A 24,425-nucleotide genomic window follows, 5' to 3' on the forward strand; every position below is an offset into this window, starting at 1 on the left:
TTTATTATGGCGAACGCTCCTCGGTCCACATCCAAAAGCACAACAGCAAATTCTCCTGATGCTGGGAAAAAACGTGCATTAGTGATTGTGGAGTCGCCTGCAAAAGCGAAAACGATTAATAAATATTTAGGCTCAAATTACATTGTGAAGTCTTCGGTAGGTCATGTTCGTGATTTACCTACAGGTGGTTCAAGTAAATCGACAGAAAAAAAGCCTGCAACGCGTACCAAGTTGACGGATGAACAGAAGGCTGAAAAAGCACAATCCGCTTTAGTCAATCGTATGGGTGTCGATCCTGAGCATGGTTGGAAAGCTAAATATGAAGTGCTTCCCGGCAAAGAGCATGTGGTCGCTGAACTCAAAAAACTAGCCAAAGACGCAGATGAAATCTATCTCGCAACGGATTTGGATAGAGAAGGAGAAGCGATTGCGTGGCATTTAAGAGAAGTGATTGGTGGTGATGATAGCCGTTACCATCGTGTGGTCTTTAACGAGATTACCAAAAATGCCATTCAAGAAGCATTTAAACAACCTACACGTCTAGATTTAAACCGTGTGAATGCGCAACAGGCTCGTCGTTTTCTCGACCGCGTGGTGGGCTTCATGGTTTCACCGCTACTGTGGGAAAAGATTGCACGTGGCCTCTCTGCAGGGCGTGTACAGTCGGTTGCAGTAAAATTGGTGGTCGAGCGTGAGCGTGAGATTCGTGCCTTTATTCCTGAAGAATACTGGCAAGTTTTTGCAGACACTCATTCTGCAAAAGATGAAATTCGTTTAGAAGCAGTCAAACAAGGCGGCAAAACATTAAAATTACAAAATAAAGCGCAAACAGATGCTTTATTGAAAATTTTAAAAGATGCTGAATATAAAGTTGCAACACGTGAAGATAAGCCAACGAAGGTTAATCCAAGTGCGCCTTATATCACTTCAACCTTGCAACAAGCTGCAAGTACTCGTTTAGGTTTCTCTGTCAAGAAAACCATGATGCTTGCACAGCGTTTATATGAAGCTGGTTTTATTACTTATATGCGTACTGACTCAACATTCTTGAGTGATGATGCTGTCAGTATGGTGCGTAATCATATTGAAACTGAATTTGGTGCGAAGTACTTACCTGCTAAAGCAAATCGTTATGGGAATAAAGCCAATGCGCAAGAAGCCCATGAAGCGATTCGTCCTTCCAATGTTACTTTAAAAGGCGATAGTTTGGCGGGTGTTGAGCGTGATGCACAACGTTTATATGATTTGATCTGGCGTCAATTTGTTGCATGTCAAATGACCCCAGCAGAGTATTTATCCTCAACGATTTTGGTTGATGCGAATGGTGTAGAACTCAAAGCCAAAGGTCGTACTTTAGTTTTTGATGGTTTTACCAAAGTGCGTGGTCAGAACAAGTCTGATGATGATGTTTTATTACCAGCAGTCAAAGTGGGTGAAATTCTCAAACTTGAGAAACTTGATCCTTCTCAACACTTTACTAAACCACCTGCACGTTTTACTGAAGCATCTTTAGTAAAAGAATTGGAAAAACGTGGAATCGGTCGTCCATCGACTTATGCTGCGATTATTTCGACGATTCAAGATCGTGGTTATGTCAAACTCGACAATCGCCGTCTTTTTGCAGAGAAGATGGGCGAAATTGTTACCGATCGTCTAGACGAAAATTTTAATAACCTGATGAATTATGCATTTACTGCAGATTTGGAAGGTCAATTGGATAAAGTTGCAGATGGTGAACGTAATTGGAAAGAGCTGTTAGATAGTTTCTATGGTGATTTTAAAAAGCGCTTAACCACAGCACAGGGCGAAAACGGCATGCGCCGTAATCAACCTGTAGAAGTTGAAGCTGTTCACTGTAAAGAATGTGAACGCCCGATGCAGATTCGTACAGGCACAACGGGTGTATTCCTTGGTTGTTCTGGTTATAACTTGCCACCGAAAGAACGCTGTAAAGGGACATTGAATTTAACACCAGTTGAGTCGTTGGCTATACTTTCTGATGATGACAGTGCCGAAACTGCTGACTTAATGTCGAAAAAACGTTGTCCAGTATGTGGTACTGCAATGGACAGCTATGTGATTGATGGTGGTCGCAAGTTACATATTTGTGGTAATAACCCGGATTGTGATGGTTATGAGCTGGAAGAAGGCGAGTTCAAAATCAAGGGTTATGATGGTCCAACCATTCCATGTGATAAATGTGATGGTGAGATGCAGTTGAAAACGGGTCGTTTTGGTCCATATTTCGCTTGTATGAGTTGTGACAATACCCGTAAAGTTTTGAAAAATGGTCAGCCAGCGCCACCTCGTGTCGACCCAATCAAAATGGAACATTTACGTTCAGTCAAACATGATGATTACTTTGTTCTACGTGATGGAGCAGCGGGTTTATTCTTGGCGGCAAGCAAATTCCCTAAAGTTCGTGAAACACGTGCACCGAAGGTTGCGGAGTTACGTTCAGTTGCAGATCAACTTGATCCTAAGTATCAGTTTATCTTGCAAGCACCTGATCAAGATCCAGATGGTAATCCAACATTGGTTAAGTTTAGCCGTAAAAACCAAGCGCAATATATTGGTTCAGAAACCCCAGAAGGTAAACAAACCAAATGGTCTTTGGTCTACCAAGATGGGAAATGGGTAGAAGCTTAAGCTTTGAAATAATCAATAAAATGCTCACATAGGTGGGCATTTTTTATATCAATTTTTATTGAAAACGTTATGATGAATTGATTGATAAAAAATTAAAAATGGGGATTTTGTGGAAAATACAGTTAAAAAATTTGCTGTGTTAATTGATGCAGATAATTCATCTGTCAATTCGATTTCTTCTGTATTGGAAGAGGTGGCTAAATATGGAATTGCGAGTGTAAAGCGTGTTTATGGGGATTGGAGTAGCGACTCTTTAAAAAAATGGAGAGAAGTACTTTTGCCACATGCCATTACTCCTGTACAACAATTTGCTTATACAAGTGGTAAAGATGCAACAGATATGATTCTGATTATTGATGCGATGGATTTATTATATGGCGGTGCATTAGATGGGTTTTGTATCGTATCTAGCGATAGTGACTTTACTCCTTTAGCTTCAAGAATTAGAGAAAGTGGTTTAATCGTTTATGGATTTGGGCGTAAAAAAACACCAGAGCCTTTTAAAAAAGCATGCGATAAATTTATTTCAATAGAAAATTTAATCACTGAAGAAAAAGAAGAAGAAAAACAGAATATTGATGTTAAAAATATTGAAGATATAAAAAAGACTCCTTCTATTGAGAAGGAGAAGGAAGAGGTCAAACCACCAATTGATAAAGCAACGTTAAATCTAATCTATAAGGCTGTAAAAGATAACTCTGATGATAATGGTTGGGCATACTTAGGTTCAATCGGTACTTATTTAAGTACAGTAAAGCCTGATTTTGATACTCGTGATTATGGCTATACGAAATTATCAGGATTGATAAAAGCGGTGGGAGTATTTGAAACAAAAATAGAAGGTAGCCAGATGTTTTTGAGAAAGGGCAGTTTTAGTGTATTTATTAAATTAGTTCAAAAAACTATTAAAGAATATGCGAATGAAAGTCATTGGGCAAAAGTGCAAGATGTCATTGATACTCTAAAAAAATCTGATTTAAATATAAGAAATTATGAGGAAGCAATTGAGTCTATCCATAATGGATGGGTTGAAATTAAGAAAGAGAAAAATCATAAACTAATTAAAATTACTAAAGTGATGCCTTGAATTAATTATAAAAAGGAAATGTAGTTAATGTGGAAAAAGATTCGAGTTGGTATTTTACTGGTCATTCTGCTGATTGTTGCAGTGAACGCTTGGCGTGATATGAATCAAGATTGGAGCAAGCCAATCGTTGTTTTATTACATCCGATCAATGCAGATGGTCAACGCTCCACATCAGTCTATATTCAGCAAATTTCAACAGATGATCTTGAGGAAATTGAACATTATTTAGGTTTACAGTCTCAAGCATTTCGTGGGCAACCGATTTCGTTTCATTTTCAGCTTGGACGGGAATTAAATACCTTGCCACCTAAGTTTCCAGAATCAGGCCGTATCTTGGATACAGTTTTGTGGAGTTTAAAATTTAGATTTTATGCATGGAAACAGCATCAAGGCGAAGATGGCTCACCATCGGTGACCCTGTATTTAAATTATTATGATCCCAAGTTGCAGAAAATATTGAAGCACTCCACTGCATTGGAACGTGGGCGTATTGGTTCTGTGAATCTATTTGCATCACGAAAGCAAAGTTCGAGCAATAAAGTCGTTCTTGTACATGAGTTATTGCATACCTTTGGTGCAAAAGACAAATATGATTTTACAACGGGACAGCCACTCTATCCGATGGGCTATGCCAATCCTGAACAACAACCACGTTATCCACAACAACGTGCAGAAATTATGGGCGGCTATATTGCGCTTTCAGAAAGTAAAAGCAAAACACCTGAAGATCTAGAGGATACTATGATCAGTCGACTCACTGCACAAGAAATGGGTTGGGTGAAGTAGCGTATAGAGCTGTGCTGTTTAGCGCTTAGATTCTGCTCAAACAAAGCTTTATTCTGGTATAGATGCAGATTTTATACAGACAAACACCTGAATTAGATCAACAATAAAATGAATGAATAACAACCAAGAGAAGAATTATGCGTACTGTAGGAAATGATTTAGTTCGTCATCAACTCCATGAAAACCGTAAATGGTATCTTCTGCTTGGAGCTTTATTGGTGATCTTTGGATTAGTGCTATTGGCTTCACTGGGTATGGCAACATTGACGGTTGTTGCATTGTTTGGTGCTTTAATGATGATCGGTGGGGTTTTACACCTCATTGCAGCATTTAAAATTTTTGATGGTGGCTTCCGCTGGCTTTGGGCGTTGTTTGGTGTGTTGTATATCGCAGCGGGTTATTATGCATTTAAATCTCCGATTACCACTGCAGTGGTATTAACCAATTTACTGGCAATTGCTTTATTGATTGGCGGTTTTATTCGTATTTTTAATGCATTTATGTTGAAGCCAATGTCTGGATGGGGTTGGACATTATTTTCAGGGCTTTTAACCTTGGCAACAGGTGCAATTATTCTGGCATCACCAGACTCTCCTTTTTGGGTACTCGGATTATTTTTAGGTGTGGATATTTTATTCCAAGGAGTCAACTATCTCACCTTTGCTGCGGCAATTAAACAAATCCCACCTGCGAGTCATTAAGGTTTCATTTAATGTTTTAAATCATATGTGCTTTTAACAAAACGCCTGATCAAATGAGATCAGGCGTTTTGCATTTTGGTGTAAATTTTTATGCAACTAGAACAGTATTCAGTTAAATCTTATCTCAATTAACATTCCTGAAAAGCGAGGTGTTGCCTAGATAAATGATTTAAGCGTTGAAACTTAGCTTATTTCGCGACTTTATACTGGCTGGAAATGGCGATACGGTTCCATGTGTTGATCACAATCGCAACCCATTCAATCGCGGTGATTTCATCGCTGGATAAATGCTGTGCAGCTTGTTCATAAGCGCTATCTGGAAAATGTTGATTGGCAATTAAAGTGATCTCTTCAATTAAAATTAAAGCCGCTCGTTCTTTTTCAGTAAAGTATTCACTTTCACGCCAAGCACTAATCAACGCAATACGATCCGTTGACTCGCCCGCTTTAATTGCATCTTGGGTATGCATACGAACACAGAAAGCACATTGGTTAATTTGCGAGGCTCTTAATTTGAGCAAATGAGAGAATCCAACATCAAGCCCAGCCTGCTGAACTTTTTGCATAGATAAATTTTCAAGCTCGATGACCGTTTTATATAGTTCTGGGGCAGTCTTACCAAGGTTTACACGTTGCATAGTTGTCATTTCTTTAGTCTTAATTATGAATTTATTAGTTTATCTATACTCGAAAAATCGTTATGTTAATTTTTGAATCTCACCAAAATACATTTGCTCATGTCTAAAGTTTTTGTTCTTGCGCCTGACTCATTTAAAGAAAGTATGACAGCCGAACAAGCCTGTTTTGCAATGCAACGAGGCATTGAAAAAGTCATTGCTGATGCACAGTTTATTCATGTACCTATGGCAGATGGTGGTGAGGGAACAGTCGATGCTTTGGTCGCTGCACGAACTGGTCGTAAAGTATATGTTGAGGTCGCTGGTCCATTGGCTCAGCAACGAATATCGACCTATTGGGGATTAATTGAAGACGGTCAAACAGCTGTTATAGAAATGGCGATGGCAAACGGTATTCATCTGATCGAAAAGTCTCAACGCAATCCTTTAATCACATCAACTCTGGGTACAGGGGAAATGATTAAAGCTGCTTTGGATTTGGGTGTTGGTAAAATCATTATTGGTCTGGGTGGTAGTGTCACCAATGATGCAGGTGCTGGGATGGCACAGGCTTTAGGGGCAAAATTTTTAGATGAAAACAACCATCCTGTAGACGTGGGTGGTGGGCAGCTTCAGCAGATCAAAAGCATTGATATTTCACAACTCGATGTGCGTTTAAAAGCAACTGAAATTATTATTGCCAGTGATGTAAACAATCCGTTATGCGGTCCAAATGGAGCTTCTTTTATTTTTGCACCACAGAAAGGAGCAACCGCTGAGATGGTTGGGATCTTAGATCAAAACCTTGATCATTTTGCTGCGTTGGTGAAACAACAGTTGAATGTTGATGTTGCAAATCTACAGGGTGCTGGTGCTGCAGGCGGTTTGGGTTTCGGACTTATGGCTTTTACGGGTGCAAAAATACGCTCTGGTGTCGAAATCGTGATTAAAGAAACCCGACTTGAGGAAAAAATTGCCCAAGCAGATTATGTGTTTACTGGCGAGGGTGGTATTGATTTTCAAACCAAGTTTGGCAAAACACCTTTTGGGGTAGCGCAAGTTGCCAAGCAGTTGAATAAACCTGTGATTGCTTTTGCAGGGCATATCGGTGAAGGCGTCAATGAGCTTTATGCAGAAGGCTTTAGTGCAATTTTTGGTATTGTTGATGGTGCATGTGATTTAGCAACAGCATTAAAGCATGGTGAGCAAAATTTAGAACGCTGTTGTGAGAGTGTGGTGAGAGTGCTTGCTTTTAAATAAAAGATTTTATTGATTAATTTTTTATTGTTTAGTGTAAAATCTTGAAAATTATATTAGGGTTTATTTGTAATGAATCAAGTCTTTTATTTGGTAGAAGAATTAAGAAAAGTAAAACAATTATCTGAACAACTAGGTGGCGTTGAATCTATTGTTGGCTGGAAAAAACATTTAGATAGCAATAATAATTTAGTAGTTCGACAACATGTAAATGTTTTGGAAAATATTTCACTTTCTTTATATGAATCATTAAGGGTAGAAGCTGAAATAAATGGACATGAAATTTATGATCAAACATGGATTCAAGAAGTTTTAGATGCTTTGAGCTTGAAAGGTATGTTTCCATCAAACGTATCTAAGGTTTCAAATCAAACTTTGGAATATTTAAGGATGACAGCAAGAACATGGCAGCTTGGATTTGAAGTCAAGTCATCTTTAGATGAAGTAAAAGTTAGTCACTTAATAACAGCACTAGAAGAAGAAAGAGCTGAAATTATTAAGGATGATAAACTCAGTTTTGATTTGAAGAGAATTCTTGTAATTGAATTAGATAGATTAATTTGGGCTTTGAAGAAATATTCAAAAGTTGGTGATGTTCTTCAGGGAGCATTAAAAGATATTTATGGTGAAATTTTATTAAATCCAGATGTGCAAAATGAATTTATTGGAAGATCAAAATTAAAAGATACTATTACAGAAATATCATCGTATGTAACTATTGGTACAGCTGCCTATCAGTATTTACCTGCAGTAACTCAAAAAGCAGCCGAGTTCTTGAAATTAATGACTGGGAATAATTAATCAAGAATAGAGAGGCATTAGTTTTCAAATTAAATCTGCTAAACTAGCAGCCATCCATAAAATGATGAGTGAAAATGAGTTTAGCCAACCTGATTAATGAATTAAACCCTCAACAAAAACAAGCTGCTACGACTGAAACAAAACATAGTCTAGTTCTTGCTGGGGCAGGTTGTGGCAAAACCAAAACCATTGTGGCACGAGCTGCATATCTCATTGATCAAGGCATTCCTGCCAATCAAATCCAAATTTTGACATTTACCCGCCGTTCTGCCAGCGAGATTGTGGCGCGGGTAGAGCTTGCTTTAGGTGATCAGGCCAAAGGGTTACGCGCATCTACATTTCATACCTTTTGCATGTATTTACTTAGACGTGTGCCAAAAGCTTTTGGATTGGATCAATTTTCGATCATAGATCGTGATGATCAATTGATGTTGTTCCGTTTGATTCGTGGAAAGGATGATAAAAAGAATCCCAACGCCTTACCCAAACCACAACAGCTTTGTGATTTATATTCCTTTGCACGCAATACCCGGCAAAAACTAAGTTTGGCTTTAGAAAAGCAACTGCCTGAGTTTTTAGACGATAAAGATCAAATCGCAGAAATCATGAAAGAGTACGAAACCCGTAAGCGAGCACGTAGTTTTCTAGATTACGATGATATTCTCGCCGTGGTTGCGTCTGCTTTGGCACAGTCCGGTGGTTTAGCGGATTATGTTGCGGGCTTATGTCAGTACATGCTGGTTGATGAAATGCAAGATACCAATCCTCTACAGTGGGCGATTCTTGAACCATTAAAAGATAAAACATCACTGTTCTGCGTGGGGGACGATGCACAGTCGATTTATGGTTTTCGTGGTGCGGATTTTGAAAATATCCACCATTTTAAAGAGCGTGTGCCAGATGCAGAGATTTTCAAATTAGAAAAAAATTATCGCTCTACTCAAGAAATTTTAGATTTTTCCAACTGGTTACTCGATCAAAGTTCGATTCATTACGATAAAAAACTGGAAGCTTATCGTGGTGAAGGTATTAAACCGCGAATGCATGTTTTTCCAAACGAGTTTGATGAAGCAAAATGGATCGCGATCGACATCAAAGAACGGCATTTATTGGAAGGTTCAGCTTGGAATGACCACATGGTGTTGGTGCGTTCAGCCTTTGCTGCAAGGCATATCGAGGCTGCTTTTATCCAAGCCAATGTTCCCTACCGATTTATTGGTGGGATGAAGTTACTTGAAACAGCGCATGTCAAAGACTTATTGAGCTTATTGCGTGTTATTGCCAATCCATTGGATGATATTGCGTGGATGCGGTTTTTAACCTTATGGAATGGCGTAGGCGATGTCGGTGCGAGTAAGCTGGCGCAACAACTCTTACTGGATGCAGATATTGAGAAAATTACAGAAAAATTAGAGAAGTTTGGGCGTATTCCTGACAATACATTGCTGATTATGAAGCAAATGAGTGTGCTAAAAACTGAAGTTGAAGCCTGTGTGAAACTCGGTGTAGAGGCTATTCTCAACCAACTTGAAGAAAATTATGCCAAAAAAGATTGGCATAAACGGGTGGGGGATTTTGATCTGGTCAAGCAATTGGCGTCTAAACATACCCAACTGAGCGAGTTCTTAGAAGAATATGTACTTGACCCTGTTTCAATCAGTGAAATTGAGCGTCAGTCACAAGATGATGTGGTGACTTTAATTACCATCCATTCTGCTAAAGGCACAGAACAAAAGGTTTGCTATGTGGCAAATGTCTCTGCGGGGCAATACCCAAATGCACGTGCACAAGGCAATTTCGATGAAGTTGAAGAAGAGCGCCGTGTACTTTATGTGGCTTTAACACGCGCGCAAAATGAACTTATTCTAACCAAACAAAATTTAAGTTTTTGGGCACATACGCAAACAGATGAACAAGGTCGTAAGGTTGAAAGTTATTTTCTCAATGATTTAACTCGAAATTTATGTAGCACAGAAACCCACTATAGACAGCGAGAGCAAACTGTAAAAAGTGCCTTAATCGAGCGTCGGGCGATTAATTTAGATTTTGGTATAGATCTAGATTAAACTATAGCAATCGTTTTTCATTCAAAAAGTAGGTAGGCGAGTGCTTTTTGATGTTTTTTGCCTCGTTTATATTTTAAGGTTGTGAGATGAAAATTTTAGTTCGTAATTTAGAACGTACTGTAACTGAAGCTGAATTGTTAGAGTTATTTAAGCAATACGGTACAGTAGATACTTGTACTCTAGTACTTGATGCGGCAACAGGTAAATCAAAAGGTTTTGCTTTTGTTGAAATGCCACATGGTAGAGAAGCAGTTAAAGCGATTAAAGGTTTAAATACCTTGCGCTTACATGGTCATGGAATTCGTGTAAAAGCAGCGGAAGATAAGCCAGAAGCATAATTGGCAGATAGTCTAAGGAGCATTTATTGCTCCTTTTTTATTTTAGTATTTAAATGATCTCGTCAAACCATGATAAAAATAAAAACTTAAATTGATATTTTTGCAAAAAAGAGCGCTATCTATTTTATTGACATACAACATGGATAAAATTCATTGTGATTTTTGTTCAATAAAGATTAAGCTAAGACTGTAAAGAATGCCAAAATCTTAGGGAACTTCCATGTCACGTGTAGCTCGCTTTCATGCAGACCGTACCAATCAAAAACTTTATTTTGCTCGTCTTGCATGTATGCAGGGAGAACAAACTGAAAATGTTCAACAAGCTCAAGCACATCGTGAAGCAGCAGTATTTCATTTACATGGCGCGGTTTTAGCATTTCTGCAAGAGTTGGTACGTTATTACCGTTTAAATGATTTTTCCCCAACCTTAAAGTCAATCGAAGAAAATATGGCGGCTAAAGGACAAGTCTCACCAGAAGTTTTAGTGATGCAAAAATTAGCCAAAGAAGGGTTTATTGCTGAACTCAAAAGAGCGTATCGACTTTGTCAATATGCACCTGAACCAAGTGCACCAGAACCAGAGGATGAAACATCATCAAACTTAATTATCAAAGTAACGCAAACACCTCAAGCTTGGTTGCCTGATACAAAGATTTTAAGAGAGTGGCACCGAGATTTATCGCAACTTATTGATGGTTTTCGTAATGAAATGGTTGAATTCTGATCTTTTTGATCAGATATACTTGAAATTTTGTTTTAAATGACTATATAAAATATCTACAAGATGCAAAGTGCATTCAGCACCTTGCCCCATGTTGAGCATGGAGGATTTATGTCTATCGAACAGTTAAAAGAGTTATTTGGAAATCAGGAAGCTATTTTGGAGTTGGTACAGCTCGAAAGTGGGGAGCTGGCACTGCGTAATGCAGGTTCTGAAAAAGAGCCATTGGTCACTATTCAATTTAATGAAGAAGTGAAAGCACTACTGGGTGATCAAACGCCAGCGATTGCGCAACAGATGATTCAGGCTGCATTATTTGCGTTACTTGAAAAACAGGCAGATGAATGGCACGCTGAAGTTGTTGATGAGCAACCAAAATTTATGAGCTAGTGATTTCATTTATTCTAGAATAAATACAATAAACGCACTTTCGAGTGCGTTTTTCTTTGTAGGCAAATAACCTGACATACGCAAATGGCATCAAATTCTAGAAGTTCTAAATCTCTGCTTAGATGGGGTGATGATCCCCCATCCAACATGGTTATCGATACCATTACATAATGAAGCACCACGACTTTCCAAGGTCTACAAAGAACAGGTTTTAGCTGCGTTTTAAAGATCTAGGTTTTAAAAATGAGCCGAATTCAATGTGTTGGTTCATGATGATGAGCAATTTGGATCTGGTTTAAAATATGATTACTCATGTTTTTCGCCATTTCCTCTTTTGCATAATAGACTTCACCGACATTGTCTTTACGGATCACTTCAGCCTCTTCTTTATTTTCAGCACAAACTAACACTTGAATCTCAGGATTAAGCAGCTTGGCTGTATCGACAATTTTATGAATATCTACAATATCCATCGGTGAAATCACCAATAGTCGTGCATGTTGGATATGGGCTTGAATCAAAACACTGGGTTCTGTTGCTCGACCAGAAACCGCAGCGATGCCTTTTTCACGCAAATTCTCTACAATTTCGCGGTTCTCTTCAGCGATGACCACTTTGATGCCGTCATCCATCAATGTTTTGGTAATACGACGTCCGACTTCACCATGACCAACAATCACCACTTGATCACGTAAATAGGCTTGATCAACTTCATCTGGAAGCATTGCCAATGGGTCACCGCTACGCTCAAGTAAGCGCGCCAAATGCGAACGTTCACGGATCCAGTTTTGTACAGGTTCGATCGCAGAAAATAGAAATGAATTGAGAGTAATAGAAAATAAAGCACCCGCTAAGATTAAGTTTTGTGCTTCAGGGCTAAGTAATCCCAGCGACAAGCCTAAGGTTGCCAGAATAAAGGAGAACTCTCCAATTTGTGCCAAACTGGCACCCACTGTTAATGCTGTATTGATGGGATAACGGAAAAATAACACCAATGCCATCGCTGCCAGCGTCTTACCAATCATAATAATGGCAATGACTGCTAAAATATGCAGAGGCTGTTCCACAATAATACGTGGATCAAATAACATCCCGACAGAAACGAAGAACAAAATCGAGAAAATTTCGCGTAAAGGTAAGGTTTCTTCTTCTGCACGATGACTAAAATCTGATTCTTTAACTACCATTCCGGCAAAGAACGCTCCAAGTGCCATAGAAACGCCGAAGATTGCGTATGAGCCATAAGCGATTGAAACTGCTGCTGCGACTACGGTTAAAGTAAAAAGCTCTCTAGAGCCTAAACGCGCCACATACTGCATAATCATTGGCACAAGGCGTTTGCCAATGATAAGCATAAAGGCGATAAAACCAGTTACTTTTAACAGGGTAATGCCGAGTGTTAACCAGATGTTTTGATCAGATTCATGTCCTGCAATAGGATGTCCGCCTAAAAGTACGGCTGTTGCAGGCAGTAGAACCAGGACTAAGACCATGACCAGATCTTCGACCAGCAACCAGCCAACGGCAATCTTACCATTCACCGAGTTAAGCAGTCCTTTGTCACCTAATGCTTTGAGTAAAACCACCGTACTTGCACAGGATAAACTTAAGCCAAAGACCAATGCGGAGCCAAAGCTCCAGCCCCAAAAGATGGAAACTGCCATACCCAGTAAGGTCGCAACCGCGATTTGTAAAATTGCACCAGGGAGGGCAATTTTTCGGACTTGCATTAAATCGTTGAGGGAAAAATGCATCCCGACACCGAACATCAAGAACATGACGCCTAATTCAGCAAGCTGATTGGCTAGCGCGATGTCTGCAACAACACCTGGGGTATTGGGGCTGATGATAATTCCCGCAATTAAATAACCAATCAAAGGTGGCAGGCGTAATCGTGCAGCGATATAGCCAAAGATCAGGGCTATACCAAAACCAACTGCAAGTAAAATAATCAGATCTACATCATGAGGCACTAAATACTCCTTAAATCTTCAGGAGAAATCATTCAAAAAATCATTTCTTAAGGTAATGACTTTGTATAAAGCCATATAAAATGCACAATCAGTGCCAAATTCGCTAAAGAGTTTAACAAGTCGAAGAAAAAAAAGGCAAAAAAAACGACCCAAATGGATCGTATTTTTTAAGAAAACTAAAATTATTTAATTTTAGCTTCTTTGAAGATTACGTGTTGACGGATTTTTGGATCAAATTTTTTGATTTCCATTTTTTCCGGCATAGTACGTTTGTTCTTAGTAGTGGTATAGAAATAACCTGTACCAGCAGTAGAAACTAAGCGAATTTTATCACGCATGGTTCAGACTCCTTAGATCTTTTGACCTTGAGCACGAAGGTCAGCAACAACCTTTTCAATGCCCAATTTGTCGATAATACGCATACCTTTAGTGGTTAGACGAAGACGTACAAAACGTTTTTCGCTTTCTAACCAGAAACGGTGGTGATGCAGGTTCGGCTCGAACCGGCGTTTAGTTTTGTTGTTGGCGTGTGAGACGTTGTTACCAACGACTGGACGCTTGCCGGTAACTTGGCAAACCTTAGACATGGTGTAACTCCATTGATTTAGCCAACAGCAAATCTGTATGGCCAGTCAAAATAAAACGGATTGAATTCATTCAAGGGGCGTTTTATACCAAAATTCCGCTTAAAAGACAAGCGGAATTCGTCAAAACGCAACATGATCTAATTTGATAGATCATGCCTTGATCAGTTAGCGTAAGAAAGTTTTCTCTAAAATCTTATTTAGGGCTTTGTCATAAGGCGCTAATATGAATTTTAAGCTAAATAGCTTAGGAATAGACATTACTGAACGCTCATGTGATAAACCAAAGAAACCTTCTGGGCCATGATATTTGCCCATGCCAGATGCACCAACGCCACCAAAGGGTAAATCGTCTTGTGCAACATGGGTAACTACGGCATTTTGACCGAAATGCCCAGAATGGGTACGTTGAGAAACGTATTCTGCGCGGGCATTGTCAAAGTCGAAATAGTATAAAGCAAGTGGACGCGGTCTGCCATTAATAAAGTCAATTACATCGTCAATTTGATCATATTCCATAATTGGAAGCACTGGACCAAAGATTTCATTCTTCATAATGTCCATTGTCGGTAGAACACCTGTTAAGAATGTTGGGGCAATTTTACGTACACTCGCTAATTCTTCATTTTGAGGATTGATTTCAATCAACTCAGCGCCTTGTTGACGTGCATCCTCTAAATAACCTTGAACACGGTTGTACTGCTTATCGTTGATGATGCTGGTGTAATCTTGATTATCACGAATCGTCGGGTACATTGTTGTTGCAGCTTGTTTAAAGCTTTCAATAAACTCGGCAGTTTTTCCTCGAGGTAGGAACATATAGTCTGGTGCTACACAGGTTTGACCAGAGTTCCATAATTTACCAAAAGCAATACGTTCAGCGACCAGATTGAGATCACTTGAAGGGTGTACGATTACAGGTGATTTACCACCAAGCTCAAGAATAACAGGCACTAGATTTTCGGCAGCAGCAGACATCACGGTTTTACCGACATTGGTAGAGCCAGTGAAAATGATTTTATCGAATGCTAAATGTGAAAATGCATCGGAAATTTGACCACCGCCGTTCACCACAGCAACCAATTCTTGTGGAAATGCTTCTGAGAGAGCATTTTCAAGTACGAAGCCAAAATTAGAAGATGAACTTGAAATTTTGAGTATTGCGTGATTTCCGGCAGCCAGCGCACAAATCAGTGGGCCAACAGAAAGTAACAATGGATAGTTCCATGGTGCAATAATTCCAATCACACCTAAAGGCTGATATTGCACCCAAGCTTTGGCTGGTTGGTGTAAGATAGACACATGGCGCTTAGATGGTTTCATCCATGCTGTTAAATGCTTGCTATAATATTTAATTTGTTCTAAACATGTGAGTAGTTCACCAATTTTAGTTTCGCTGATTGAACGATTGCCGTAGTCTTGATTGATTGCTTCTGCAAATTGATCTTGGTATTTTACCAGAACTTTCTTTAAGCGAGCTAAACGTTCAATACGTTCCTTTGCTGTAGGAACAGGGTAGCGTTGATAAGCGACTTTCTGTTGTTCAAGAATGTCATGCATACGTTGAACTTCAGGTGAGTAAGAAGTCATTGAATTTGTTTTTGTATGACTGTTCATGACAAACACCATTTACGAATAGGTTAATATAATATAATTTTTAGAGTAAATACTCTAAATAGTCAAGTCACTTTATGTTAGCTTGTGCTAACGGTTAAAAATGGTAATAGGATGTCGAGCTCCAAAACTTTGAAAACGAAAGACCGAATTTTGCAGATTAGTCTGCAACTTTTTAATGAGCGCGGCGAACGTGCAGTTACAACGAATCATATTGCAGCAGAGCTTGGGATCAGTCCTGGAAATTTGTATTATCATTTTCGAAACAAACAAGAAATCATCAAAGAATTGATGGAACAATACCAAAAAGAAACTTTAGATATGCTGTCATTACCCGATGACCGTGGAGTCAATGCGAATGACAAAATCCGTTATTTCCAAGTTTTAAGCAGTCAGCTATGGGAATATCGCTTTCTACATCGTGATGTTTATCATTTAATTGAAAATAACGACGACTTTAGAAAAATTTATCCTCGCTTTGCTGGCAAGGTGATGCAACAAGGGCAAAAAATTTATCATGCCTTTGTTGAAGCGGGATTGATGCAGATGACACCTTCTGAAATTGAAGCACTTATCATCAATATTTGGATTGTCCTGACCAACTGGACAAACTTCTTGTATATGTCTGGGCATTTAAGTGACTCCAACCATTTAGATGAAAAATGGATTTGGCAAGCATTGCGCCAGATGGTGTTTTTAGAAGGTCCTTATTTACGTGGCGAAAGTCGTGAAACCTATGAACGTTTGCTAGAAAGCTTCGGTTCTTCGGAATTATTTGCCAGTTTATCTGCGGTAAAACGCGATTGATGCTGAATCAAGATTGAAAGCTGATGAAAAAGCGTTAAAATATTCGGCTGTTTTTTAAATTAACTTATAAGTGATATCCATCAACATGAACATGACTACTGCCAACACAGCACGTCTACTGATTACTTGTGAAGACAAGCCAGGAATCGTGCAAGCTGTATCGAGCTTTTTGTATCATCAGGGCGCGAACATTACTGCGCTTGATCAATACGCAACTGAAGCTCAGGGCGGGCGTTATTTTATGCGTGTTGAGTTTGAACTTGATCATTTGCAATCCCGTCGTGAGAGTCTCATTCAAACTTTCGCAACCAATGTGGCTGAACGTTATAGTATGCATTGGCGTTTGGCTTTGGTGAGCGACATTAAAAAAGTCGGTATTTTGGTGTCTAAAGTTGACCATGCTTTGCTTGAGTTGTTATGGCGTCATTCACGTGGTGGCTTACCTTGTGAAATTACCCAAGTGGTTTCAAACCATGAAGACTTACGTGAATCTGTAGAAAACTTTGGTATTCCTTTCTATGTGGTTCCTGTCAACAAAGAAAATAAACGTGAAGCCTATACAAAGATCGATGAGTTAATGCAAGGGAATGATTTATTGGTTCTCGCGCGTTATATGCAAATTCTCGATGAAGAGTTTGTACAAAAGTGGGAAATGAAAGTGATCAATATTCATCACTCATTTTTACCTGCTTTTGTGGGGGCAAATCCATATAAACAGGCTTATGAAAAAGGCGTTAAATTGATTGGTGCAACAGCGCATTATGTGACGGCTGATCTGGATCAAGGTCCAATCATTGAGCAAGATGTAGAACGAGTAAACCACGATTTTACTGTGGATCAACTGCGTGAATTAGGCCAAGATGTTGAACGTAACGTACTTGCTAGAGCGGTAAAATGGCATCTAGAAGACCGTATTATTGTCGATGGCAATAAGACTGTTGTTTTTCAATAACATGTGAATATTCATTTAATATGAGTCGTAAAAAAGGATGCTTTATGCATCCTTTTTTTATTTTTAATTTGTAAAATCGATTAAAAACATTGAAAAACCAGTTGCAAATGAAAACACTTCTCATTTATCATTGTTGCACTTTAATTGTTCTATCCGATGAGCTTAATCTACAAACTGAATAATTTTTTGTAGTTTGCTCAATTTTAGGTATTTAGATTCTTATGAGTCAGTCTTCCATTGCACCACTTCAAACGCCACCACCGATGAAGAAAAAAGTCCTTGCTGCAGTGTTAGCAGTTGTTGTCGGGCACGTAGGTGTGTTGTGGGGGGTAAGTCATATGAAACCATTTGAACTGCCTCAAATAAAGAAAGAACCTTTAAAAATCAAATTTTTAAAGTTAAAAGAAGATGTTCCACCGCCGCCACCTCCTCCATCTGAACCCATCAAACCTAAAGTTCAACCGAAACCTATAGAGAAGAAAGTTGAGCCTAAACCTGTGGTTAAGCCAAAAATCATTGAGCAGAAAAAACCTGTAGAAAATGATGATCGGGCAAGAAAGCTTGAAGAACAAAAGCGTTTAGAAGAGCAACAGAAGCAGGATAAGGCACGTCAAGATGAGCAAAAACGTCAAGATGATCAGAAGCGTGCGGAACAGCAGAAACGTGAACAAGATGAACGTGATCGTCAAAAACGTGAGCAAGATGAGCGCGATCGTCAACGTCGTGATCAAGAGCAAAGAAACACGCCGCGTAATGTAAACGAAGGTCAGGTGTCTTGGAGTCGTAGTCCACGTATCGCGAAAGAGCAATTACTTAAACTGATGTCTCCAGAAGATGGAACAAAAGTTGTGAATCTAGAAATTACTGCGGATGCGGGCGGAAATATTACCAATGTCCGGATTCTTCAATCCAGCGGTAATTCAAGTTTAGATAGTTATGTTGTTAAGCAGACTCAATCTGCAAAATTTAAAGCTTATAGAGAAAATGGTGCGGGTGTACCATTTAAAATTAGGCAAGATTTTGCATTGTCGGTCTCTAAAAAGTAAATAATTTTTTTTAAGAATTAGGAAATGTGCATATGAACTTTTCAGTTTATTGGCAACATGCTGATGCGGTCAGTAAGACACTGTATTTCGTGTTATTGGCAATGTCTATTGCAACGTGGACTGTGTTCATTTTGCGTATTCTAGGAACGCGTCAACTCAAGCAAGTTGCTCAGGATCACCTTGCTCAGGCTTTAAAAGCATTAAAAGCCAAGCTTGCGCCATTAAGCTTCGATCAACGTAAAGCGGTTGCAGAACAAGCGCTATTACGTCAAATCTCAGCAGAAAAAGCCAACGCTGAAAAAGGTGTTTCAGTTTTAGGAACGATTGCTTCACTTGCACCATTTGTTGGTTTATTTGGTACGGTATGGGGAATCTTCCATGCGCTTGTTGCTGTAGGTAAAAGTGGTCAAGCAGGTTTAGCTCAAGTTGCAACGCCAGTTGGTGAGGCACTGATCATGACAGGTCTAGGTCTTGCTGTTGCGATTCCAGCGGTATTGGCATATAACATTTGCGTGCGTTTTAACCGTACATTGTCAAATGAGTTGCAAGATCAAGCACATGGTTTGTTAATTGATACGATGTTACAACAAGATTCTTCAACGCAAAAAGTTGAATCTGAATCTACTAATAAAGGTTTAGTTGGAGGTCAAGCTTAATGGCTTTTCAATTGGGAGAAGACAACGATTCTGGCATGAATGAGATGAACCTCATTCCGCTGATCGATATTATGTTGGTATTGATGATCATCTTCTTGGTGACAGCCACCGTTGCTAACCCATCGATACCATTAACTTTACCAAAGACCACTGCTGAAGTGATTGCGCCTCCACCTGAAGCAATTACCATCAGTATCAATCAGAATGGTGATGTGGCTTGGAATGATAAAGTCATCACTTTAGATGAATTGGCTAAACGATTTGATGAAGAAGGTCAAAAGCCAGTAAAACCAGCTGTACAGTTGAGAGCGGATAAAGAATCTCGCTATGATACCGTTGCACAAGTGATGTCTCGTGCAAGTGAAGCAGGATTAAATGATCTTGCCTTTATGAGTGATAATTAATTTAAATAACTACAAATATTTTAAAACCTCCTTTAAGGAGGTTTTTTTATGTTGATATTTTGGTTATTTGATCACTTCTGTTTTCTTTTATAACGTGAAGTATTTTCAGTGATCTTAGTCTTTTAAAAGATCTTGAAATTGGCTATGGAGTTTGAGTAATTTTGGCGGAATGGCAAAATTACAATAACCTTGTGCAGGATTACGGGCAAAGAAGTTCTGATGATATTCTTCGGCAGGATGGAAGGTGGGTGCTGGACTGAGTTCAGTCACAATATTTAAGCCATCTGCTTTGAGCTGCCCAATAAATTGCTCAGATTCAAGTTTTTGCTGTTCATTGAAGTAATAAATCACCGAACGATATTGTGTTCCAATATCATTGCCTTGGCGATTTAATGTAGTTGGATCATGAATTGCAAAAAAAACCGTGAGTAATTGTTGATAATTGATTTGCTGTTCATTAAATTCAATCAAAATCACTTCAGCATGATTGGTATCCCCATTACAAATTGCTTCATAAGTTGGATTGGGAGTATGCCCGCCAGCATAACCACTGACAACGTGATTGACACCTTTGAGTTGTAAAAATACGGCTTCGGTACACCAAAAGCAGCCACCACCAAATAGAGCCTGTTGCATGTGAAGATCCCTTTATTTTTAAATTATGGAAATGACGAAACGATGCCAAAGATCATATCGTGAACTTACTTAGTTTGTCATATAACCATTTAAGCATAGGTACAATACCTGTTTGATTCACTAAACAGATCTGTTTAAATTGTTGCAAAATTTTAAAAGCACAATCGACTCAAATTGCTGTTAAAAACTTAAGCTTTTCTATTTAAGTCGAATCAAAAGACATTCAATAGAATGCCTTTTATATTTATTAGAATTTATTCGTCGTCTAATAAATCCATTTGTTTTGCAATCTGATAGAGGTTATTTGAACGATTGCCTGTACGACAAAACATGAGTACTGGTTTTGGAAGCTCGTTAAAGCGGTTGGCAAAGCTTCTGACATCAACTTCTGTGATTTGACCAGCAACGACAGGTAGAAATACATAGTCCAAACCTGCAGCACGTGCAGCTTCTTCAATTTGAGCACTTGTTGGCTGTTCAGTTCCGCCTTCCAAATCAGGACGATTATTGATTACAGACTTAAAGCCTTTTTCTGCCACTTGAGCAATATGTTCTGGACCAATTTGACCAGCAAAACCAACATTTTCACTCATTTCGTCACTCCTATATGATTTAAAATCCAATATGCTATATATAATAGCATTAAGCTCAGAACTGAGTTTGAACGATAAAAGATTTATAAAAGAAATATCTATAAAAGATAACGCAATGGAGTGTGTATGTACGCATATACAGTTGAACCACTATATATCCCCATTGGACAAGAAGTCATAGCGGCAGATTTTTATCGACCTAAAAATCTAAAAAAACCTGCTGTTATTATTATGGCTCATGGATTTGCATGTTTAAGACAATTTAAGTTGGTGAGCTATGCGCAAAAAATTGCACAGGCAGGCTATGCGGTTGTGCTGTTTGATTATCGTTTTTGGGGAGGAAGTACAGGTTTTCCTCGTGAACTGATTTCATTGCAAAATCAGTTGGATGATTGGAAAACCGTGGTCAGTTATGTCGCAACACAAAAGAAAATTAATCCAAAAAAAATAGTGCTTTGGGGGACCTCTTTGAGTGGTGGCTATGTACTTAGTCTTGCGAGTGAGCTAAAAAGTGTCCAAGCCATTATGGTGCAAGTGCCTTATGTGGATGGGGCAGAAACTGCAAAATTGTTTCCAATTCAACAATTACCCAAAGCATTAAAAATATCCAGTCAAGATTATATGGGGGCAAAAGTTGGCATGCTTCCACGAACCTTACCTGTGGTACACCCCTTTGATTTATGCTTTATTCCGACCAAAGATAGTTATAACGGCTATATGTCGATTGTAAATCCCGACTACTTTTGGAGTGGTGAAGTTCCAGCACGGGTATTTTTTAATTTAATCCGTTTTAGACCAATTCAGACCGTCAGAAGTATTAATATTCCTGTGCTATTTATAGCAGCTAAAAAAGACAGTTTTATCCCGATTGAATCTAGCCGAGAAACGGCGACAAATATTGCACCTTTTGTGCAATATCATGAATGGGATATGGCGCATTTTGATATTTATCATGGGAAATGGTTGGAAAAATCAATTTTGACCCAATTAGAGTTTTTACATCAACATATTGGAGTGAGCTAGATGATTATTGTATGTCCATCATGTGGCGCAAAAAACCGAGTTCCCGAAGATAAATTAAATGCTCAACCCACTTGTGGTCAATGTCATCAAAATTTGATTGCACTTGCTCCTATTGAGTTAAATGAACAAAATTTCAGTAACTTTGTCAGCCATAGTGATTTGCCAATTATGATTGATTTATGGGCAGAGTGGTGTGGTCCTTGTAAAATGATGGCACCGCATTTTGCTGAAGTTGCAAAAAATAACCCCCATGTGGTTTTTGCTAAAATTGATACTGAAGCGAATCCACGGTTAAGTAGTGCATTTAATATTCGCAGTATTCCAACCTTGGTTTTAATGAATAAAACCACGGAAGTTGCTAGAATAAGTGGTGCGTTACGTGCTAACCAATTACAAGAATGGTTAGATCAACAATTGAATGCCCATAAGTAATTCACGGGCTCGGAGTTATTGTGTCAGATTCTCATGTAAAACCTGAAGGTACACTGTCTTTACAAACCATCGCAATGCCAGCAGATACAAACTGGAGTGGTGATGTTTTTGGTGGTTGGATTGTTTCACAAATGGATTTGGCTGGTGCAATTCATGCAGAACGCTTTAGTAAAGGGCGTTGTGCAACGATTTCGATTAATCAGATGACTTTTCTTGTTCCCGTAAAAGTGGGGGATGTGATTAGTTGTTATACCAAGCTTTTAAAGGTCGGTAATACATCGATTCAAATGCAGATCGAAGTTTGGGATAGTCATGACAGTTCTCGTGCTGCCAAACGTGTCACCGCAGGTGTATTTACTTTTGTTGCTGTAGATGTTGCGGGAAATAAACGCCAAATTCCTGAAGATGTAAAGCAGAAGTATTTAGCTTCGCAAAGTGCTTAAATGCTCAAGATAAAAAATCCCAACATTGTTTGGGATTTTTTTATGGAATAGGTGCTTAGATCATTTGATTTAAATATTGTGTTAAAACATGGTATTGCTGTTGGCGCTTGATTCTGGAACAGCTTGTTGTACATCCCAGTGTTCAACAATTTTTCCATTTTCGACTCTAAAGATATCGACAATTGCAACACCGCGATCTTGTGGATTTTGAGCTGAATGAACGTGTAAAAATACTAAATTTCCTTCTGTGACAGCACGTTTGATTACACTTTTTGCTTCAGGATTTTTTTGGAAATACTGGGTAAAGTGATTTACAAAGGGCGCTTTACCATCTGGAACACGCGGATTGTGTTGAATATATTGGTCACCAATATAACGATCTGCATATGCTTTAACTTGATGCTTTTGAAATACACCTTCATAAAAATCAGTCACAATGGCTTTATTTTGTTGCGCTTGTTGGGTGGTTGAATTCGCTGCTAATGTGTTGCCCGTTGCAGCAGTAGCAACGTGACTTGGATTTTGGGTACATGCAGTGAGAAACAAAATAGGGCTTAGAATGAGGCTGAGTGTAATAATTTTTCTTGATGTAGCTGATCGCATGATTATCCTCTATCGTTCAAGTCTTAATAGTTCAAGATGGTGGTGGAAATAACACCATCTTGATGAGTAAGTAAGCATGAATATAGTGAATAATCGTCACTCATTATTTGTACTTTGGTAAATTTTATACTTACTAAACAGTAAGTTTTATTTACATTTGTAGATTTGTATTTATTTCTTTTTTAGGCGTTCTTTTGACACCCAAGCCCACACCATTTGGCATTCTACAGGCTCTTTTCCAGACTCATCCATAATGGTGACTGGAACCAGCGTTTCACCTTTTTCAGAGCTTTGCATTTCTAAAATTTGTTCTTTGCTCAATGTCGCTGTTGCTGTCATATCACCTTTAGATGGTCGTTTATATTCAATATGCATGCTTTTGATCAATACAATTGAACTATCAGGAACATTCATACCTGTGACAAAGCCTGTTGCTGTTTCAGCAATCAGCGCCATTGCAACAGCGTGTAATTGTCCAATATGGTTTTGCATAGCACGGTGGTTTTTAATTTCCACCACAACTTTTGAATGACTGACTTCTAGGTACTTAATATTGGCTGTGCCCACCATAGGCACAACTCGACCAAACGCCTTACTCCAGAGCGTACTACGAATGCCTTTAGGGAATTTAGAAGTCGCTTTCACAAGTTTAGATAAACGGTTGGTCTGAGTCATGTCTTAACCTATAGTGTTGCTAAAGACCTTAGTCTTTGAAGTTATTAAATTGTAAAGGTACACCGAATTGTTGTTCTTTTAAAAATGCCATAACTTGCTGTAATGTATCGCGCTTTTTATCAGTTACACGTATCTTGTCACCTTGGATAGAAGATTGCACTTTGACACCACTTTCTTTAATGGCTTTATTAATTTTTTTTGCGGTATCTGAGTCAAGTCCATCTTTAAGCTTGATCACTTGCACAATATTTTTACCTGAAGCCGTCATTTTTTGTGGATCAAGGGCTTGAATATCGATTTTACGTTTAAAGAAATGATTTTCAAGCATGCTATAGACTTGTTCACACTGGAAATCACTTTCAGTTGAAATTTTAATTTCTTTGGCTTTTTCATTAATTTCGATTGAAACGTCCTGACCACGGAAGTCAAAGCGTGTCGCAATTTCTTTTTGTGTGTTTTGAACAGCATGATTTACTTCAAAAATCTCTAATTCTGAAACAATATCGAAAGATGGCATAGTTTAGACCTTTACAAATGGAAAGAATATCTGAGATGCTAGGGATGTTTTCTT

Annotated in this window: 28 protein-coding genes; 18 read left to right on the plus strand and 10 right to left on the minus strand. The window is 38.7% G+C overall.

All coding sequences use genetic code 11. From position 1 onward, the window contains the following. Positions 1-6: 6 nt before the first annotated feature. From topA to AS4_RS02450, 4 genes are all read left to right on the plus strand, one after another. Positions 7-2,649 (plus strand): type I DNA topoisomerase, encoded by a 2,643-nt coding sequence (gene topA, locus AS4_RS02435; protein ID WP_096732918.1) that lies wholly within the window; start codon positions 7-9, stop codon positions 2,647-2,649. 109 nt (positions 2,650-2,758) lie between these two features. After that, a complete protein-coding gene (locus tag AS4_RS02440; RefSeq protein WP_096732920.1) occupies positions 2,759-3,736 on the plus strand; it encodes an NYN domain-containing protein in 978 nt (325 codons plus the stop codon). A gap of 27 nt (positions 3,737-3,763) precedes the next feature. Beyond that, entirely contained in the window at positions 3,764-4,522 is a 759-nt protein-coding gene (locus AS4_RS02445; protein ID WP_096732922.1) for a hypothetical protein, read from the plus strand. A 137-nt stretch (positions 4,523-4,659) separates the two neighbouring features. Next, positions 4,660-5,223: an HdeD family acid-resistance protein gene (locus AS4_RS02450; protein ID WP_004718021.1), complete on the plus strand. Its 564-nt coding sequence runs from the start codon at positions 4,660-4,662 to the stop codon at positions 5,221-5,223. 188 nt (positions 5,224-5,411) lie between these two features. On the opposite strand, the gene AS4_RS02455 is transcribed toward AS4_RS02450, so the two are convergent. After that, positions 5,412-5,861: a carboxymuconolactone decarboxylase family protein gene (locus tag AS4_RS02455; RefSeq protein WP_034611667.1), complete on the minus strand. Its 450-nt coding sequence runs from the start codon at positions 5,859-5,861 to the stop codon at positions 5,412-5,414. A gap of 99 nt (positions 5,862-5,960) precedes the next feature. Between AS4_RS02455 and AS4_RS02460 the strand changes: the two genes are divergently transcribed. The 6 genes from AS4_RS02460 to AS4_RS02485 all read left to right on the plus strand — a co-directional run bounded on the left by AS4_RS02460 (position 5,961) and on the right by AS4_RS02485 (position 11,413). Further along, on the plus strand, positions 5,961-7,100 hold the full coding sequence (locus tag AS4_RS02460) for a glycerate kinase family protein (RefSeq protein ID WP_096732923.1): 1,140 nt from the start codon (positions 5,961-5,963) through the stop codon (positions 7,098-7,100). A gap of 69 nt (positions 7,101-7,169) precedes the next feature. Beyond that, positions 7,170-7,898: a hypothetical protein gene (locus AS4_RS02465; protein WP_096732925.1), complete on the plus strand. Its 729-nt coding sequence runs from the start codon at positions 7,170-7,172 to the stop codon at positions 7,896-7,898. A 74-nt stretch (positions 7,899-7,972) separates the two neighbouring features. Continuing rightward, on the plus strand, positions 7,973-9,964 hold the full coding sequence (locus AS4_RS02470) for an ATP-dependent helicase (protein ID WP_096732927.1): 1,992 nt from the start codon (positions 7,973-7,975) through the stop codon (positions 9,962-9,964). A gap of 86 nt (positions 9,965-10,050) precedes the next feature. Beyond that, the gene (locus AS4_RS02475) at positions 10,051-10,302 is read left to right on the plus strand and encodes an RNA recognition motif domain-containing protein (protein WP_004718014.1); all 252 of its coding nucleotides are present in this window, start codon (positions 10,051-10,053) and stop codon (positions 10,300-10,302) included. 220 nt (positions 10,303-10,522) lie between these two features. Next, positions 10,523-11,026, plus strand: a complete 504-nt coding sequence (locus AS4_RS02480) for a DUF6586 family protein (RefSeq protein WP_004718012.1) — start codon at positions 10,523-10,525, stop codon at positions 11,024-11,026. A 108-nt stretch (positions 11,027-11,134) separates the two neighbouring features. Next, a complete protein-coding gene (locus AS4_RS02485; protein ID WP_004718010.1) occupies positions 11,135-11,413 on the plus strand; it encodes a hypothetical protein in 279 nt (92 codons plus the stop codon). 254 nt (positions 11,414-11,667) lie between these two features. Here AS4_RS02485 and AS4_RS02490 read toward each other — a convergent pair whose 3' ends face one another. The 4 genes from AS4_RS02490 to AS4_RS02505 form a co-directional block, all read right to left on the minus strand. Continuing rightward, positions 11,668-13,386, minus strand: a complete 1,719-nt coding sequence (locus tag AS4_RS02490) for a cation:proton antiporter (RefSeq protein WP_004718008.1) — start codon at positions 13,384-13,386, stop codon at positions 11,668-11,670. A 182-nt stretch (positions 13,387-13,568) separates the two neighbouring features. Then, complete coding sequence (rpmG, locus tag AS4_RS02495) at positions 13,569-13,724, minus strand: 50S ribosomal protein L33 (RefSeq protein WP_003654787.1); 156 nt, start codon at positions 13,722-13,724, stop codon at positions 13,569-13,571. A gap of 12 nt (positions 13,725-13,736) precedes the next feature. Continuing rightward, positions 13,737-13,973: a 50S ribosomal protein L28 gene (gene rpmB, locus AS4_RS02500; RefSeq protein ID WP_000048256.1), complete on the minus strand. Its 237-nt coding sequence runs from the start codon at positions 13,971-13,973 to the stop codon at positions 13,737-13,739. Between the two features lie 165 nt (positions 13,974-14,138). Then, positions 14,139-15,587: a coniferyl aldehyde dehydrogenase gene (locus AS4_RS02505; RefSeq protein ID WP_016539261.1), complete on the minus strand. Its 1,449-nt coding sequence runs from the start codon at positions 15,585-15,587 to the stop codon at positions 14,139-14,141. A gap of 111 nt (positions 15,588-15,698) precedes the next feature. Here AS4_RS02505 and AS4_RS02510 point away from each other — a divergent pair, with 111 nt between their 5' ends. From AS4_RS02510 to AS4_RS02530, 5 genes are all read left to right on the plus strand, one after another. Beyond that, a complete protein-coding gene (locus AS4_RS02510; protein ID WP_034611676.1) occupies positions 15,699-16,391 on the plus strand; it encodes a TetR/AcrR family transcriptional regulator in 693 nt (230 codons plus the stop codon). A gap of 85 nt (positions 16,392-16,476) precedes the next feature. Next, positions 16,477-17,343: a formyltetrahydrofolate deformylase gene (gene purU / locus AS4_RS02515; RefSeq protein ID WP_016539263.1), complete on the plus strand. Its 867-nt coding sequence runs from the start codon at positions 16,477-16,479 to the stop codon at positions 17,341-17,343. Positions 17,344-17,564: 221 nt separating this feature from the next. Continuing rightward, positions 17,565-18,389: an energy transducer TonB family protein gene (locus AS4_RS02520; RefSeq protein WP_004818828.1), complete on the plus strand. Its 825-nt coding sequence runs from the start codon at positions 17,565-17,567 to the stop codon at positions 18,387-18,389. Between the two features lie 32 nt (positions 18,390-18,421). Next, positions 18,422-19,045, plus strand: a complete 624-nt coding sequence (locus tag AS4_RS02525; RefSeq protein ID WP_004818829.1) for a MotA/TolQ/ExbB proton channel family protein — start codon at positions 18,422-18,424, stop codon at positions 19,043-19,045. Then, positions 19,045-19,449, plus strand: a complete 405-nt coding sequence (locus AS4_RS02530) for an ExbD/TolR family protein (RefSeq protein ID WP_004717995.1) — start codon at positions 19,045-19,047, stop codon at positions 19,447-19,449. The genes AS4_RS02525 and AS4_RS02530 overlap by 1 nt, the downstream gene beginning before the upstream one ends. A gap of 114 nt (positions 19,450-19,563) precedes the next feature. Here the strand turns inward: AS4_RS02530 and msrA are convergent, their stop codons facing one another. Both msrA and AS4_RS02540 read right to left on the minus strand, forming a co-directional pair. After that, on the minus strand, positions 19,564-20,085 hold the full coding sequence (gene msrA / locus AS4_RS02535) for a peptide-methionine (S)-S-oxide reductase MsrA (RefSeq protein ID WP_096732929.1): 522 nt from the start codon (positions 20,083-20,085) through the stop codon (positions 19,564-19,566). 254 nt (positions 20,086-20,339) lie between these two features. Continuing rightward, positions 20,340-20,678 carry a TIGR01244 family sulfur transferase gene (locus AS4_RS02540; RefSeq protein ID WP_096732931.1) on the minus strand — a complete coding sequence of 113 codons (339 nt, stop codon included), beginning with the start codon at positions 20,676-20,678 and terminating at the stop codon, positions 20,340-20,342. Positions 20,679-20,804: 126 nt separating this feature from the next. On the opposite strand from AS4_RS02540, the gene AS4_RS02545 reads away from it, so the two are divergent. The 3 genes from AS4_RS02545 to AS4_RS02555 all read left to right on the plus strand — a co-directional run bounded on the left by AS4_RS02545 (position 20,805) and on the right by AS4_RS02555 (position 22,576). Further along, positions 20,805-21,701 carry an alpha/beta hydrolase gene (locus tag AS4_RS02545; RefSeq protein WP_004717989.1) on the plus strand — a complete coding sequence of 299 codons (897 nt, stop codon included), beginning with the start codon at positions 20,805-20,807 and terminating at the stop codon, positions 21,699-21,701. After that, positions 21,702-22,133, plus strand: a complete 432-nt coding sequence (gene trxC, locus AS4_RS02550) for a thioredoxin TrxC (RefSeq protein WP_056516933.1) — start codon at positions 21,702-21,704, stop codon at positions 22,131-22,133. It abuts the gene before it with no gap. 74 nt (positions 22,134-22,207) lie between these two features. Beyond that, complete coding sequence (locus AS4_RS02555; protein WP_154130156.1) at positions 22,208-22,576, plus strand: acyl-CoA thioesterase; 369 nt, start codon at positions 22,208-22,210, stop codon at positions 22,574-22,576. Positions 22,577-22,657: 81 nt separating this feature from the next. Here AS4_RS02555 and AS4_RS02560 read toward each other — a convergent pair whose 3' ends face one another. The 3 genes from AS4_RS02560 to AS4_RS02570 all read right to left on the minus strand — a co-directional run bounded on the left by AS4_RS02560 (position 22,658) and on the right by AS4_RS02570 (position 24,371). Beyond that, a complete protein-coding gene (locus tag AS4_RS02560) occupies positions 22,658-23,179 on the minus strand; it encodes a nuclear transport factor 2 family protein (protein ID WP_096732933.1) in 522 nt (173 codons plus the stop codon). A 171-nt stretch (positions 23,180-23,350) separates the two neighbouring features. Further along, positions 23,351-23,854 carry a DUF4442 domain-containing protein gene (locus tag AS4_RS02565; protein WP_004717985.1) on the minus strand — a complete coding sequence of 168 codons (504 nt, stop codon included), beginning with the start codon at positions 23,852-23,854 and terminating at the stop codon, positions 23,351-23,353. Positions 23,855-23,882: 28 nt separating this feature from the next. Continuing rightward, on the minus strand, positions 23,883-24,371 hold the full coding sequence (locus AS4_RS02570; protein WP_004717983.1) for a YajQ family cyclic di-GMP-binding protein: 489 nt from the start codon (positions 24,369-24,371) through the stop codon (positions 23,883-23,885). Between the last annotated feature and the right edge of the window lie 54 nt (positions 24,372-24,425).

It is taken from the genome of Acinetobacter guillouiae (genome assembly GCF_002370525.2).
In the GTDB taxonomy this organism is placed as follows: domain Bacteria; phylum Pseudomonadota; class Gammaproteobacteria; order Pseudomonadales; family Moraxellaceae; genus Acinetobacter; species Acinetobacter guillouiae.

Bases quoted from the DNA above. Each gene is read 5' to 3' on its own strand.
- AS4_RS02505 (WP_016539261.1), bottom strand. From the start codon at position 15,587: ATGAACAGTCATACAAAAACAAATTCAATGACTTCTTACTCACCTGAA.
- rpmB (WP_000048256.1), bottom strand. From the start codon at position 13,973: ATGTCTAAGGTTTGCCAAGTTACCGGCAAGCGTCCAGTCGTTGGTAAC.
- AS4_RS02480 (WP_004718012.1), top strand. From the start codon at position 10,523: ATGTCACGTGTAGCTCGCTTTCATGCAGACCGTACCAATCAAAAACTT.
- rpmG (WP_003654787.1), bottom strand. From the start codon at position 13,724: ATGCGTGATAAAATTCGCTTAGTTTCTACTGCTGGTACAGGTTATTTC.
- AS4_RS02450 (WP_004718021.1), top strand. From the start codon at position 4,660: ATGCGTACTGTAGGAAATGATTTAGTTCGTCATCAACTCCATGAAAAC.
- topA (WP_096732918.1), top strand. From the start codon at position 7: ATGGCGAACGCTCCTCGGTCCACATCCAAAAGCACAACAGCAAATTCT.
- AS4_RS02485 (WP_004718010.1), top strand. From the start codon at position 11,135: ATGTCTATCGAACAGTTAAAAGAGTTATTTGGAAATCAGGAAGCTATT.
- AS4_RS02470 (WP_096732927.1), top strand. From the start codon at position 7,973: ATGAGTTTAGCCAACCTGATTAATGAATTAAACCCTCAACAAAAACAA.
- AS4_RS02560 (WP_096732933.1), bottom strand. From the start codon at position 23,179: ATGCGATCAGCTACATCAAGAAAAATTATTACACTCAGCCTCATTCTA.
- AS4_RS02540 (WP_096732931.1), bottom strand. From the start codon at position 20,678: ATGAGTGAAAATGTTGGTTTTGCTGGTCAAATTGGTCCAGAACATATT.
- AS4_RS02565 (WP_004717985.1), bottom strand. From the start codon at position 23,854: ATGACTCAGACCAACCGTTTATCTAAACTTGTGAAAGCGACTTCTAAA.
- msrA (WP_096732929.1), bottom strand. From the start codon at position 20,085: ATGCAACAGGCTCTATTTGGTGGTGGCTGCTTTTGGTGTACCGAAGCC.
- AS4_RS02525 (WP_004818829.1), top strand. From the start codon at position 18,422: ATGAACTTTTCAGTTTATTGGCAACATGCTGATGCGGTCAGTAAGACA.
- AS4_RS02475 (WP_004718014.1), top strand. From the start codon at position 10,051: ATGAAAATTTTAGTTCGTAATTTAGAACGTACTGTAACTGAAGCTGAA.
- AS4_RS02545 (WP_004717989.1), top strand. From the start codon at position 20,805: ATGTACGCATATACAGTTGAACCACTATATATCCCCATTGGACAAGAA.
- AS4_RS02520 (WP_004818828.1), top strand. From the start codon at position 17,565: ATGAGTCAGTCTTCCATTGCACCACTTCAAACGCCACCACCGATGAAG.
- purU (WP_016539263.1), top strand. From the start codon at position 16,477: ATGAACATGACTACTGCCAACACAGCACGTCTACTGATTACTTGTGAA.
- AS4_RS02465 (WP_096732925.1), top strand. From the start codon at position 7,170: ATGAATCAAGTCTTTTATTTGGTAGAAGAATTAAGAAAAGTAAAACAA.
- trxC (WP_056516933.1), top strand. From the start codon at position 21,702: ATGATTATTGTATGTCCATCATGTGGCGCAAAAAACCGAGTTCCCGAA.
- AS4_RS02455 (WP_034611667.1), bottom strand. From the start codon at position 5,861: ATGCAACGTGTAAACCTTGGTAAGACTGCCCCAGAACTATATAAAACG.
- AS4_RS02445 (WP_096732922.1), top strand. From the start codon at position 3,764: ATGTGGAAAAAGATTCGAGTTGGTATTTTACTGGTCATTCTGCTGATT.
- AS4_RS02510 (WP_034611676.1), top strand. From the start codon at position 15,699: ATGTCGAGCTCCAAAACTTTGAAAACGAAAGACCGAATTTTGCAGATT.
- AS4_RS02570 (WP_004717983.1), bottom strand. From the start codon at position 24,371: ATGCCATCTTTCGATATTGTTTCAGAATTAGAGATTTTTGAAGTAAAT.
- AS4_RS02530 (WP_004717995.1), top strand. From the start codon at position 19,045: ATGGCTTTTCAATTGGGAGAAGACAACGATTCTGGCATGAATGAGATG.
- AS4_RS02555 (WP_154130156.1), top strand. From the start codon at position 22,208: ATGCCAGCAGATACAAACTGGAGTGGTGATGTTTTTGGTGGTTGGATT.
- AS4_RS02460 (WP_096732923.1), top strand. From the start codon at position 5,961: ATGTCTAAAGTTTTTGTTCTTGCGCCTGACTCATTTAAAGAAAGTATG.